This window comes from Pseudomonas lurida, from assembly GCF_002563895.1.
GTDB lineage: Bacteria > Pseudomonadota > Gammaproteobacteria > Pseudomonadales > Pseudomonadaceae > Aquipseudomonas > Aquipseudomonas lurida.
Genome location: NZ_PDJB01000001.1, coordinates 3371780 through 3384724, shown reverse-complemented (window position 1 = coordinate 3384724; position 12945 = coordinate 3371780). Strand labels below are relative to the sequence as shown.

13 protein-coding genes are annotated in these 12945 nt (G+C 59.8%); 2 read left to right on the top strand and 11 right to left on the bottom strand.

The genetic code is table 11. The features are described 5' to 3' along the window. The gene (locus ATH90_RS15175; RefSeq protein WP_141537491.1) at nt 1-285 is read right to left on the bottom strand and encodes a DUF6124 family protein; all 285 of its coding nucleotides are present in this window, start codon (nt 283-285) and stop codon (nt 1-3) included. A gap of 673 nt (nt 286-958) precedes the next feature. On the opposite strand from ATH90_RS15175, the gene ATH90_RS29110 reads away from it, so the two are divergent. Next, the gene (locus ATH90_RS29110; RefSeq protein WP_141537490.1) at nt 959-1339 is read left to right on the top strand and encodes a hypothetical protein; all 381 of its coding nucleotides are present in this window, start codon (nt 959-961) and stop codon (nt 1337-1339) included. 55 nt (nt 1340-1394) lie between these two features. On the opposite strand, the gene ATH90_RS15170 is transcribed toward ATH90_RS29110, so the two are convergent. After that, a complete protein-coding gene (locus ATH90_RS15170) occupies nt 1395-1922 on the bottom strand; it encodes a hypothetical protein (RefSeq protein ID WP_098466650.1) in 528 nt (175 codons plus the stop codon). 342 nt (nt 1923-2264) lie between these two features. On the opposite strand from ATH90_RS15170, the gene ATH90_RS29105 reads away from it, so the two are divergent. Next, nucleotides 2265-2645: a hypothetical protein gene (locus tag ATH90_RS29105; RefSeq protein WP_141537489.1), complete on the top strand. Its 381-nt coding sequence runs from the start codon at nt 2265-2267 to the stop codon at nt 2643-2645. 52 nt (nt 2646-2697) lie between these two features. Here ATH90_RS29105 and ATH90_RS15165 read toward each other — a convergent pair whose 3' ends face one another. The 9 genes from ATH90_RS15165 to ATH90_RS15125 form a co-directional block, all read right to left on the bottom strand. Next, complete coding sequence (locus tag ATH90_RS15165; RefSeq protein ID WP_098466649.1) at nt 2698-3225, bottom strand: hypothetical protein; 528 nt, start codon at nt 3223-3225, stop codon at nt 2698-2700. Nucleotides 3226-3299: 74 nt separating this feature from the next. Further along, a complete protein-coding gene (locus ATH90_RS15160) occupies nt 3300-4940 on the bottom strand; it encodes a BatD family protein (protein ID WP_098466648.1) in 1641 nt (546 codons plus the stop codon). Further along, nucleotides 4937-6676, bottom strand: coding sequence for a tetratricopeptide repeat protein (locus ATH90_RS15155; RefSeq protein ID WP_069077515.1), 1740 nt, complete (start codon nt 6674-6676; stop codon nt 4937-4939). Before ATH90_RS15155 ends, ATH90_RS15160 begins: the two co-directional genes overlap by 4 nt. Continuing rightward, entirely contained in the window at nt 6673-7761 is a 1089-nt protein-coding gene (locus ATH90_RS15150) for a vWA domain-containing protein (RefSeq protein WP_034106124.1), read from the bottom strand. The genes ATH90_RS15155 and ATH90_RS15150 overlap by 4 nt, the downstream gene beginning before the upstream one ends. Beyond that, nucleotides 7754-8248, bottom strand: coding sequence for a DUF4381 domain-containing protein (locus ATH90_RS15145; RefSeq protein WP_034106122.1), 495 nt, complete (start codon nt 8246-8248; stop codon nt 7754-7756). The genes ATH90_RS15150 and ATH90_RS15145 overlap by 8 nt, the downstream gene beginning before the upstream one ends. Further along, complete coding sequence (locus ATH90_RS15140; RefSeq protein WP_034106119.1) at nt 8245-9177, bottom strand: DUF58 domain-containing protein; 933 nt, start codon at nt 9175-9177, stop codon at nt 8245-8247. Before ATH90_RS15140 ends, ATH90_RS15145 begins: the two co-directional genes overlap by 4 nt. 5 nt (nt 9178-9182) lie before the next feature. After that, on the bottom strand, nt 9183-10142 hold the full coding sequence (locus ATH90_RS15135) for an AAA family ATPase (RefSeq protein ID WP_034106117.1): 960 nt from the start codon (nt 10140-10142) through the stop codon (nt 9183-9185). A 213-nt stretch (nt 10143-10355) separates the two neighbouring features. Next, a complete protein-coding gene (locus ATH90_RS15130; RefSeq protein ID WP_098466647.1) occupies nt 10356-12194 on the bottom strand; it encodes a S8 family serine peptidase in 1839 nt (612 codons plus the stop codon). 128 nt (nt 12195-12322) lie between these two features. Further along, a complete protein-coding gene (locus ATH90_RS15125) occupies nt 12323-12676 on the bottom strand; it encodes a hypothetical protein (protein WP_098466646.1) in 354 nt (117 codons plus the stop codon). Between the last annotated feature and the right edge of the window lie 269 nt (nt 12677-12945).

Here is a 12945-nt window from a genome sequence, read left to right as displayed (position 1 = left end):
TCATGCGCCCTGCAGGCAGTCCAGCGCTCGGTCAGCCAGGGTTTTGGCGTTGTTGATCAAATGCTCGGTGGCGCTGGCCATGTGGCGCTGATCACCGCTCAGGCCTTGAGTGGCGCCCGCGGCAGTCGCGGCAGCGCAACGCAATAGGTCGCAGATTTGGGCAAGGGCGTCTTCGAAGCTGAGGTCTTGATGGACGGTGAAGGCCGGCGCTGAGGCGGGTTGCAGGTAGTGGCTCAGGGCACGGTCGAATATTTCGCGGGGTGGGTCGGGGACGATTTTGTTCATGAATGAAGTACCTACTGGTTTTGGAGCCATTCTTTTGCCGATCTCACACGTCAAAAGGTGGCAGCTATGTGCGGGGTGAGATACCGGATTAGTAGGAGCACCCGGCCAGACCGAAGTCTGCCCGCACACAGCTGCCATAGAGCATGTTGCTCGTGGCGCCTACAAGTTCACGGGATCTCACACCCGATCGCTGATGTGCAGCGACGGAGCGAAGGCTAGCCAGTGAAGTGAGCAGGCGCAAGGCCGTGGGATTGTCTAGGAAACTTCCTGCAAATTAAAGGGATATGGCTTGCTGGCCTTTAACAATGCATGACATGACGCAGCGCGCTTGCCTCGCGCGGGGCTGTACAGCGCCCCTAAATATTGCATGTCCAATTCCACGTAATCGTCATGAGGGCAGGGCTAATCAATCAGGCTCGAATTGAGACTATTGCTTCAAATAGTTTGAGAAAAACGTCAGGAAAATATCATGTTTGATAAGCGGTGAGTGTGACTAGTACATACCCTGCGGGTTCCTACCCATAAGTATTACAGACCCGTCCTTAGTGGTTTTAGGAAGCGGCTGGCTTACGCGGGGCAATAAATCATGCAGTGTCGAGAGGGTGGAGCGGTCAGGTGACTTGCTCCACGTAGTATGCGCTTTAGTATTTTCTCAATAATTGTGGAGACTATTATGAAAAGCCGTATTGCATTGCCTCTTGCAGCATTGATGTTGGTTTCGTTTCAAGCGTCTGCGTTATGTTTGAGTATTGCTGATAGTTACACGGGGATTATACAGCCTGAAGATGAAGTAACCGCGCATGGTCCGTTCAACATAACGTCCGCCAATGGGTGTTCTGGAGCGAATATCGATGCGTCGGTTTCAGCAGGCGGAGCTGGACGGGCGCCGGATATATTTATCGAGCGCGAAGTGGGGGCGGTCTGGAACAGGGTCTCGTTTAGCATAGGCAATAATGCTTCATACGTCGGGCCTTTGGGCAACTATCGAGTGAGACTGAAAAACAATGATGCCGTCTCTAAATCCTACTCAGGTACGGTTAGATACGGTCGGTAGTCCAACACGCGGTGCTTCAGGGCTGTCCCTGATGCACCACGGCTCAGGTGCCACGTCAAGCGTGTTCATCTATTGATAAATCATTCTGGGAAGACTTTACGAAGTAAGCCAGCGCGGCGACAGCTTGATTTGCATCCACCATGCCTTGCAAGTGGTCCATGGCGCCGTCTTGCTTTGCAACCAGTGGTTCACTTTTGAAAAAAGCTTTAGTGTCCTCCAGTTTTTCGTTGAATAAAGCAATGGCGTTGAATTTCACATGGGTATTTGTCTGGCGCCCATTGGCATCAGATGCGCCGTCACCGGAAATAAACATCCCAAATGCGCGCTCACTGATCATTCCGTCATCAAAGAGCCGTCTGCCGACCTTCTTGAGTTCTGCAGTACTGATTGACGTCATATCATAATCTTTCAAGAACGCTTTCAGCTGGCTGATCTTTTCCTGATTGCTAAGCCTCAACGCATCCGCTGCCTCGGAGGCTTCGGTAATCGTAAATGCATTAGTCACTTGGTTCGGGTTTTTAATAGTATAAGCATTGGTCTGCTTAGTTAGTGATGCGGATGAGACATTCAAGATGATGGCCATTAGATAATCTCCATTAAAAGAGGGCTACATCGCGCTATCGGCCAGTTGCGCTTGAACATTAAATTTATGCCTTGGATGTTTCCCTTCATGCATAATCTTTGGTTTACATGGTTGGAGGAAAGGGCCTGGGAAGTCGTCGGTTAGACAAGGGAATAATTGGGACTAGGACATCCCTGACGGACTCCTACTTGAAAGTATTACAGACCCGTCCTTAGTGATTTTAGGAAGTGGCTGGCTTACGCGGGGCAATAAATCATGCAGTGTCGAGAGGGTGGAGCGGTCAGGTGACTTGCTCCACGTAGTATGCGCTTTAGTGTTTTCTCAATAATTGTGGAGACTATTATGAAAAGCCGTATTGCATTGCCTCTTGCAGCATTGATGTTGGTTTCGTTTCAAGTGTCTGCGTTATGCTTGAATATCACTGAAAGTTATACCGGGGTCGTACCTCCAAAGACAGAGAGTACGGCGTATGGGCCCTTCAGTATTACGTCGGCGAATGGTTGTTCCGGGGCAGGTATCGATGCAATGGTTTCTGCTGGTGGAGCTGGAAAGGCGCCGGAAATATTTATTGAACGCGAAATAGGCTCGTTCTGGAGCAGAGTATCGTTCAGCATAGGCAATAACGCTTCATACGTTGGGCCATTTGGTAACTATCGAGTCAGGCTAAAAAACGAAGAGGCCGCCCCTAAATCCTTTTCAGGTACGGTGAGGTACGGTAGGTGAGCCAGCAAGCGGCGCGTCGGGGCTAACCCGGTGCGCCGCATTTAAACCAAGGTTACGCTTGCTCGTTTATTGATAATTCACTATTGGCGGAGCGCACGAAATAGGCCATTGCCGCAACGGCTTGATTCGCACTTACCATGCCTTGCAAGTGATCCATGGCGCCGTCTTGCCTGGCCAGCATTGGTTCGCTTTTAAAATGAGCCTTAGTGTCTTCCAGTTTTTCGTTGAATAAAGCGATGGCATTGAATTTTACATGGGTGTTTGTTTGAAACCCCTTGGCGTCAGAGGCGCCATCGCCAGAGATGAACATTCCAAAAGCTCGTCGACTGATCATTCCCTCATCATAAAGTCTGCTGCCAACGACCTTGAGCTCGTCAGTACTGATTGACGTCATATCATAATCTTTCAAGAACGCTTTCAGCTGGCTGATCTTTTCCTGATTGCTAAGCCTCAACGCATCCGCTGCCTCGGAGGCTTCGGTAATCGTAAATGCATTAGTCACTTGGTTCGGATTTTTGATGGTGTAGGCATCGTTCTGCTTACTTATCGGTGCGTATGAAACATTCAAGGTAATGGCCATTAGATAATCTCCATTAAAAGAAAGCTACATCGCGCTATCGGCCTCTTATGTTTTTTCTTAAATAGTGGCTAGTGCTACTTGGGGTATAGGGGCGGCAAACTGGTTGTGTCCGTCGCTGGGTCCAGTTCGCGCTCAGCGGTCGGAATGGCCTTGACCGCACGCCAGAGGTCTTCGCCCAGCCAGAAATGCCCACTCTCGCTGTAGAGCGCGCCGTTCAACCCATCCAATGCGTCCGACAGCGGCACGAACCGCGCCGCCATATCGGCGAGCGTTTCCGGTTGCTGGCGGGCCCAGGCGTCGAGGGCCTGGCGGGTGGCCTGGGGGTCGTTCGCTTGTGTGGCGCGCTTGAGGTCGTCGAGCAAGGTGCGCGGGCTCGGACCGGTTTGCGCGGCGCGCTGCACGGCGGGCTGCCGACGGGCACGCCACCAGAGGCCGAAGCCCAACAAGGTGGAGCAGGCGAGCAACAGGGTGCTGAGTTGCCACAGCCACAGGTGGTTGTCATCGGGCGCGGTGATGACGGTGGGCGTGGCGGGGGGGTCGACGACGAGGCTCGGGTTGGTCGCCACTTGCAGGGTGCGCGCCGGCAGGCTGGTGCGCTCCAGGTGGTCTTCATGGGTGTTCCACCACACCACGTCCACGGCGGGCAGTTCCAGGGCGCCGGCACGGTTGGGCACCAGCGCTTCGCGGTCTTCACGGCTGCCAGTGAGGCCTCGGTCGTTGCTCTGGTTGCCGAGCACGGGCTGGTCCGGGTAGCGGCGCAGGCCATTGATGTCGGTGCTGGGCAGGGCCGGCAATTGCGCACTGGCCAAGCCTTCGGCCTTGACGGTGAGGCTACGGGTCAGGGAATCGCCGACCTGCACATGCTCGGGTTCCGGGTTCCAGGTTTCGCTCAGGGTCAGGCTGCGTGCCGGTAACCATGGCGTATCGGCGGGATACAGCGCGGGCTTGGGCTTGACCGTCAGTGGCAGTTGCGCAGAACTCACGTGGATGAGCTTGCCGGGCTTGGTGCCCTGCAGAGTGTTTTCCTGGGGCGGACGCGATTCCACCAGCGTGGCGCTGAAGGTCTGTGCCGGAATTGCCAGGGTGCCGCTGTGTTGCGGGTAAATCGCGTAGCGGGTTTCGATCACGCCATGCCGGATGCTGTTGATGACCTTCTCGTAGGTGCGCGACTCACCCAGTTGCTCCACGCGTGCATCGGCAATCTGCAAGGGCGTGAGGCTGCTGTCGTCATACAGCGACACCGAGTGGTACACGCGCACGGTCAACAGCGCCTGGGCCTGGACGTAGACGCTGGTCTGGTCAAGGTTGGCCTCGACGAACACCGGCGCCAGTTCGGCGGCGGTGTTCTGGCTGGCGGTTTCGACCACCTGCAGGCTGATCGGCTGGGTCTTGTATTCGCCCACTTGCAGGGGCGGGATGACCACCGTGCCGTTTTCCTTGGGCAGCAGGGTGATGATCCAGCGCGTGGTGGCGCGGTTATCGCCGCCCAACGTGGTGAGCTGGTTGATCTGGCGGGTGCCGCTGACTTCGAACTGTGCATCCAGCGGCGACAGGTCGGGCTTGCCGAACTGGGTGACATCGCTGGATTCCACCGTCAGTTCCACCGTTTCCCCGGAATTGAGGCGGCTGCGGTCGACACTGGCGCTCAGGTTCGCCGCCTGGGCGTGGCCTGTCGACAGGGCGAGCAGGAGCAGTAGGGTGGTGCGGCGGCTCATCGAGTCTTGTCCTGATGTTGTTGCTGTTCGTACCAGAATTTGCGGCGCAGCAGTTCACCGGGGTTGTCCGGAATCTCGCGCAGCCATTGCTCCAGAGCCTGGCGATGTTCACCGTCGAGGCTGGCGTCATTGGGACGCAGCGGCGGGGTGGTGGTGTGTTCGTCGCCCAACTCGCTGCCCGGTACTTCATTGCCTGCGGTTTGTGGCGTGTTGCCTGTCTGGGTGTCGCCCGTGCCGGCCTCACCCTGGCCCTGGGACGACTGCTCGCCTCCCGTGGCGTTTTGCCCAGTGGCGCCCGGTTGCGCAGTTTGGCCGGGTTGGGTGGTTTCGTCATCCTCGTTTTTTGCCGGTTTGGTCGGCTCTGGTTGGGCCTGTTCCTGCATCAGGGCTTCCACCAGTGCCTTGTTTTTCAACGCCGGTTGCAGGTCTGGCTGCGCTTCGAGGGCTTGTTCGTAGGCGTCTATCGCCGCTTCCAATTCACCGGACTTGGCCAGGGCATTCCCACGATTGTAGTGGGAGTAGGCGTCATTGCCCTCGGCGAAACGCTTGATGGCCTCGGCATAGTTGCCAGCTTCGTAGAGCGCCACGCCTTGCCACTGGGGGTCTTCGAAGTGTTCGGCGGCTTCGGCGGGACGTTTTTTCTTCAGCAGGTACTGGCCTTGCTGATCTGGCCGCAACCACAGGTCCTGCAGGCCGAAGGCGTAGCTGGGTTGCGGTGCACTCAACAGCAACAGCGGCAGGCAGAACAACCAGCCGCGTCGGCCGGCGCAGGCGGCCAGCAGCAACAAGGGCAGGAGCAGCCAGTAACCCTGGTCGGCCCAGGTGTCGAGGTGCAGCAGTTGGCCGTCGTTGCGCAGGGTATGCGGTGGGTCCAGCACGCCGAGCTGGCGCAGGTCCTTGTCGTCCAGGCGCGCGGCGCGGTAGCGGCCGCCCATTTCGCTGGCGAACGCCTTGAGGGTCGGGCTGTCCAGGCGTGGCACCAGGATCGCGCCTTGCTCGTCCTTGAGGAACTCGCCACTTTCCTGGGTCACCGGCGTGCCCTCACGGCTGCCGATGCCGAGGATCGACAAACTCGGTGCCTGGGCGCTTTGCAGCAGCAGGCGGATGCCCTGGCGTTCCTGTTTGGACAGCGAGGAGCCAACCAGCAACAGGCGACCCTGGCCGAGGCCACCTTGCTTGAGCAGGCCCAGGGCCTTTTCAACCGCCAGGTCGGCGCGGTGGCCCGCCTCGGGCATGATCGACGGGCGCAAGGCTTCCAGCAGGTTGCGGCTGGTGGCCAGGTCGTCTGACAGCGGCACAAGCGTGTGGGCACTGCCGGCGTACACGATGATCGCGGTTTGCGCGTCGGTGCGCGCCTGCAGCAGGTCATACAGCTTGCGTCGCGCCTGTTCCAGGCGATTGGGCGGGCTGTCGGTGGCGAGCATTTCCGGGGTCAGTTCCAGCAGCACCACCAATGGGTCGGAAGGCTTCTGGCTGGATTGTTCAACCCGCTGCCAGCTGGGGCCGAGTAACGCCAGCACCGCGAGGAGCCAGGCGATACCCAGCAGCACCCACGGCGATTTGCTTTCACGGCCGTTGCCACCGCTGAGCAGCACGGCATGGAACGCCGGTGGCAGGATCATCTGCCAGCGTCCGGCGCGCTTTTGCCGGTGCCACAGGTGCCACAGCAACCAGCCAAGCAACGGCAACAGCAACAGCCACCAGGGACGGAACCAGTGCGGCCACAGGTCGATCATCGACGCCTCCGCAAACGCAGGCGTTTAAGGCGCTGGCGCCATTCCGGGTGTTGCTGCAGGAAAATGCCTTTGCTCGTCAATTTGTTGAACAACCGCTGCAAGGCGTTATTGGGCCAACGCTCCTGAATCACCAGCAGCATGCTCAGCACCAATGCCAGGCCCAGGGGCGCGCTGTACAGCGCCAGTGCCGGGCGCGCCTGGGTGGGTTGTTGCTCGACGGGTTCGAGCTTGTCGAGCGTCTCTTTGATCGCTTGCAGTTCTTCGCCATCACGGGCGCGAAAGTACTGGCCGCCGGTGGCTTCGGCGATGGCCTTGAGCGCCGGTTCGTCGAGGTCCAGGCTCGGGTTGACGCCGAGGATGCCCAGGGAACCGGTTTGTTCCGGGTCGGCGCCGATGCCGATCGGGTAGATCTTCACGCCTTCTTCGGCGGCCAGGCGTGCAGCGGTGAGCGGGTCGATCTGCCCGGCATTATTGGCACCGTCGGTGACCAGGATCAGCACGCGGCTTTGCGCCGGACGCTGGCGCAAGCGCTTGAGGGCCAGGCCGATGGCGTCGCCAATCGCGGTGTTCTTGCCGGCAATGCCGATGCGCGCTTCATCCAACCACGTGCGCACGGTGCGGCGGTCGAAGGTCAGCGGTGCTTGCAGGTAGGCCTGGCTGCCGAACAGGATCAGGCCGACACGATCACCTTCACGGCCTTCGAGAAAATCGCCCAGCAAGTGTTTGACCAGGCTCAGGCGACTGACGTCTTCGTCGTGCCAGTTCATATCGGGGAAATCCATCGAGCCGGACACGTCCACCGCCACCAGCAAATCCCGGCCGCTGGCGGCAATCGGCAGCGGCTCGCCGAGCCATTCGGGGCGCGCCGCGGCGGTCAACAGCAGCAACCACAGCACCAGGTAAGGCGCTTGCTGGCGCCAACCCGGCAGGTTGGCGCGCGCGCGGCGACGGGCCAGGCCTTCGAGGTCACTGAGGTAGCTGACTTTCAAGGCGGGCTCGCCGCTGTCGGCAGCCGGCAGTACAAGGCGCATCAGCCACGGCAGTGGCAACAGGGCAAATACCCACGGCCAGGCGAACTCAAACATGTTTGCGAATCCAGGTGTCGACGGCTTGGGTCAGGCCGGCGATGGCTTTGTCGTCGAGTTTGCATTCGGGTTTATAGGCGCCTTCCACTAACACCATCCAACGTGTGAGGCCGGCGGCGGGGCAGCGGTTATCGAGGAACGCCAGCCATTTGCGGCCGTTGAGGGTGTGGCTCTGGCTGTAGGGGTAGTCGTTGCGGCACAGGCGCTTGAGCAGGCCATTGAGTTGCTGCAGCCACGCGCCGGCCGGGGCCCCGTCGTAGGGTTTGGGCATCAGTGCCAGCTCCGCCAGGGCAGCGATGCGCAGCGGGTCCAGCGGTTGCTCGGCGCGGGCGATGGGGCGACGAGCCGGCAGGAAACGGCGCAGCCACCACAGGCCCCAGCCCAGCAGCGGAATCACCAGCAGCAACAGCCACCACCCCGGCGCAGGCGGCCAGAAACCGATGGCGGGCGGGGCGATCAGCGGCTGCAGTTGGTCAAGGCTGCTCATTGTTTTTTAACCGGGCGTTGCGGGTTGAGGTATTCGCGCAGTTGCTCGACCATTTCGCTCTGGGTGCTCAAGGGCATCAGCAGCACCCGTAGTTTCTGCGCGAGCAGTTCCCAGCGGGCAATGCGCGCTTCGGCCTGGGCCTTGTAGGCCTGGCGCAAATCGAAGTTGAGCGTGTCCAGTTCCAGCTGCGCACCGCGCTCCGCGAAGCGCAGCAGCCCAGCGGCGGGCAGGGCGTGGTCCAGTGGGTCTGAGATCGGCAGTAGCAGCAGGTCGCAATGGCGCGACAAAAGACTGAGCTGTTGCTCGGCACCTTCGGTCAGCGCGCGTTCATCGCAGATCACGATCACCAGGCTGCCAGGGCGCAACACTTCGCGACCACGGCGCAGGGCCATGCCGAGTGCGTCGGCTTCGGGGCGGCTTTCGGTGCTCAGGCTCTGGTTGACGCGCACCAGGCGGTTGAGCAGCTGCAGCAGGCTTTGTTTACTGCGCCGTGGCTTGATTTCGTAGTGCTCGCTGTCGCCGAACACCAGCCCGCCCACGCGGTCGTTGTGCCCCAGCGCCGCCCAGCCGATCAGGCTGGCCGCCTGGGCGGCGAGCACCGACTTGAACATCTGTCCCGAGCCAAAAAACAACCGGCAGCTTTGCTCCACCATGATGAAAATCGGCCGCTCGCGTTCTTCATGGAACAGCTTGGTGTGCGGCTCCTGCGTGCGCGCCGTCACACGCCAGTCGATGGTGCGCACATCGTCGCCGGCCTGGTACACGCGCACCTGGTCGAAGTCCACGCCGCGCCCGCGCAGCTTGGAGTGGTGCAGGCCGATCAGCGGGCTGCGCTGGCTCGGCGTGGAGAACAGCTGCACTTCGCGCACGCGATGGCGCATCTCGATCAATTCGCTGAGCGTGACGTGGATCCCATCGCCTGCGTTCATGGGTTTCAAGCGACGGCAACGACGTCGAGAATGCGTTGCACCACACGGTCCTGGTCGATGCCCGCGGCTTCGGCCTCGAACGACAGAATGATGCGATGGCGCAGTACGTCGAACAGCACCGCCTGGATATCTTCCGGGCTCACGAAGTCGCGCCCGGCGAGCCAGGCATGGGCACGTGCGCAACGGTCGAGGGCGATGGAGCCGCGAGGGCTGGCGCCGTAGGCGATCCATTCGGCCATTTCCGCGTCGAACTTGGCCGGGGTGCGCGTGGCCATGACCAATTGCACCAGGTATTCCTCCACCGCATCGGCCATGTACAGGCCGAGAATTTCCTTGCGCGCGGCAAAGATCGCCTGTTGGCTGACACGGCGTTCGGGCTTGGTTTCGCCGTTGAGTGCTTCGCCACGGGCCTGTTGCAGGATGCGCCGCTCGACGGCGGCGTCGGGGAAGCCGATCTTGACATGCATCAGGAAGCGGTCGAGCTGGGCCTCGGGCAGCGGGTAGGTGCCTTCCTGCTCGATGGGGTTTTGCGTGGCCATCACCAGGAACAGTGGCGAAAGGTCGTAGGTGCTGCGCCCGACGCTGACCTGGCGTTCGGCCATGGCTTCCAGCAGCGCCGATTGCACCTTGGCCGGCGCGCGGTTGATTTCGTCCGCCAGCACCAGGTTGTGGAAGATCGGGCCCTGTTGGAACACGAAGCTGCCGGTTTCCGGGCGATAGATTTCGGTGCCGGTGATGTCGGCAGGCAACAGGTCAGGGGTGAACTGGATGCGATGGAACTGCGCTTCTATCCCTTCGGCCAGTTCTTTGATGGCCTTGGTCTTGGCCAGGCCCGGCGCGCCCTCGACCAGCATATGGCCGTCGGCAAGCAAGGCGATCAGGAGGCGATCGATGAGTTTTTCCTGGCCGAGAATCTGCGTAGAAAGAAAGGTTCGCAGCGCAAGCAGCGCTTCACGATGTTCCATCGATGACGGTTCCTGGAAAAGTGGGCCCTGGGCATTGGGGAAAGTGTCAGGGCTTGGGGGCATTACTTTAATGCATCATAGGGGGCGGCGACTAACGGTGCGCAGGGTATTTTTTGGAAACAATCGCAATTGTATTGGGTTTTTAAGGGTCCCCAGCGGCGGGATCCCTCTCCCCATGAATACCTGCCCGCTCGAAACCGTGCTCGCAGTTCCTCATGGGCATGGGACGCCTGAAAGCCAGGGCTGGCCAAAAGGGCCCGAATTGATGTCCGGAGGCTTGTTGACGTTGTAGAAGTTCTGCTTGTATTCCTTGCCGAAGTACGCCACTGGCTCCGCGTAGACCTGGTAGGTTTTGCTGGCGTCCCACGGCGGGATGCCGTTGCAATCGCCATTTCCAGGCGCCGCCTTGATGGTGATGTTTTCTGCCAGCGTGAGGCTGTGCCGTCCATCCGACACGGTGACGGAAATGGATCTATGGGTGTCAGCATTCACGCTCGGTGCGATGAGGTGCAGCGTGGCTTGCGTGCCGGCCTCTGGCGTGAAGCCTGGTGCAGCCCACTGGTAGGTTAGCGGCTTGTTCGTGGGCGACTCGGCGTATACATGGGCACTGAACGCCTCGCCCGACTTTACGTCTTCAGGGAGGGCGAGGCGTCCGGTCGGTGGCTTGTCGGCATGGTCGTCCAGCATCTTCTGGATGGCGGCGTGCAAATCAGGCTGCACGCCGATTTCACTTCGATTGCCGTTGATCGGTGGGTAGCCGGTGGCCACCAGGATACCGCGCAGTGCTTTCGGGGCGATGTTGCCCAGCCCATGGGCCCGCGCCACGCCCTGTAAAGAGGCCATGACGCCAGCAATGATCGGATTGGCCGACGAGGTGCCGCTGAACGTGTGGGTATAGCCGGTGGTTGGAAGGTTGGCGCTCCAGGTCGTCGTCGTGACGGAGTACCCCCAACTGAACAGGTCTACGCGGCTGCCATACTCGGAAAAACTGGCTCTCAAGCCGGTCTTGGGGTCGACTGCCCCGGCATAGACACTGCCGGAGTCGTAAAGATTGCGATCGAAGTAGCCGTTGAAATAAGGATGGTCCAGGTCGATATTGCCGTTCGCGGCCGCCAATACAACATGCACCCCTTTCTCTTGCGTCAGGTAGGCAATGATGTCGCGCACGGTCCTGTTGTATTCAAGGGGCATGTAGCATTTTTCGCTGCAGCCTACTGCCGCGAACGGCGTGTAGTTGAGGTGTACGCCAAGTTGTACGACATCACCTTCGCGTAATTGATCGGCCAACTGCAAAAGCCTGTCGGTCCCCCATTGCAAGTAGCCGAGCTGTGCCTGCGGCACAATGCCGGTGGTCCCGTAGCCATTGTCCCGGGAAACGATGATGCCGGCGCTACTGGTGTCATGGGCGCCGGTCACAGCGCCCACTGTCAGTTCCAGAAAAGGCCTGGGCAAGTCCATGTGTTCGTAGGACCAATGATCGATTTCCGCAGAAATCACCCGCACGTTCTCGCCTTTGCCGCCAGGCACTGTCCAGGCGTGTAGGGCATTCACACCGCCGATCATGTAGGGCGGCACCGCCTGTTGGCCAAATTCATAATGCTGGCGTGGGCTGTGGTCCGGGATGTCGTTATCGGCACTCGCCACCGTGGGTGGGCCGTTGTCGCCGTGCATGCCCTCCACCTGTGGTTCAAAGTCGACCGCTTCTATTGCCGGGTCTTGTTTGAGGCGCAAGGCAAGTGCTTGCGCCTGCTTGACTGTCAAGTGGCGGGTGTCGGCGATGTAGTAGCGGTCCAGTCGATGTCGGCGCAGCGCCTGGAGGTCTTCCAGCGTTCGGGATGCAGAGGGGGGCACGAGTGGCTTGATGCTGGGGAAGCGTTTCTGGAGTGCGCTTGGTGGGTTGATCGTCGCGGCGCTTGAGGATGAAGAGGCGGCGTTGTCTTTTAGCAGCAAGATAAGGTGTGAATAGTCAGTCGTGCCCGCTTGGGCCGGCAACGCTATCGATAAGGTGACCCCCAAGAGTGCCGCCAGCGGAATCTTTCCAATGGGCTTCATCAAGCGCCTCCGCAGTTATCGTCCAGGTTTTGAACCAGCTAAGGCTTAAAACCCAGGCGCCGATACTGTTAGAAATAACAGTATCGACAAACGGACAAACACTTCGACGGTCGTGGGGCCGGCACCACTCAGGCGCGGATGTAAGTGCCGGTGCCCTTGAGAATGTTCTGCAAGGTCTCTTCGACCTCGGTCAGGTCCGATGCCGCGGTGGCGTGGGTGATCTCCAGTTGGTCCTTGCCGCCCAGGGCATCGGCATCGCCTGCGGCCAGCTCAACCAGCAAGGTCGTGGCGCCGAGGGTGACTTTCAGCCCGTCCAGGGTGGACGGCTCGTAGTCCCACGTCAGTTCCACTTCGTCTTCATCCGGGTAACGGGTCAGCATGAACATTTCGCCGTTCTTGCCGTGGCAGCAGAGCATGGCCATGTTGTCTTCTTCGTCATCGCACGGGGTGGCCATCAGTGCGTCGGTTTTCAGTTGCAGCATGGGAAATCCTGTCTGGGGGAGGGCGCAGCCAGGCAATTGTGCCATTGCAGCGAATTTTGTGCTGCTCCCTGTGTCACACCTCATGCATGACCTGGCGGGCAATACCAGTCATTTTCGGCACTCGGGCTCTGGAAAACAGGCGGTTTTTTGGCCATGCAATACGGGTTGCCCAAATCGCAACCCCTAGCCTGCTTACCGATGACCGAATATGTCGCAGCGTCGCAAGCAGCTGTCTTCCTACACTCGTTAAGCTGCGCAACGGATGTGCA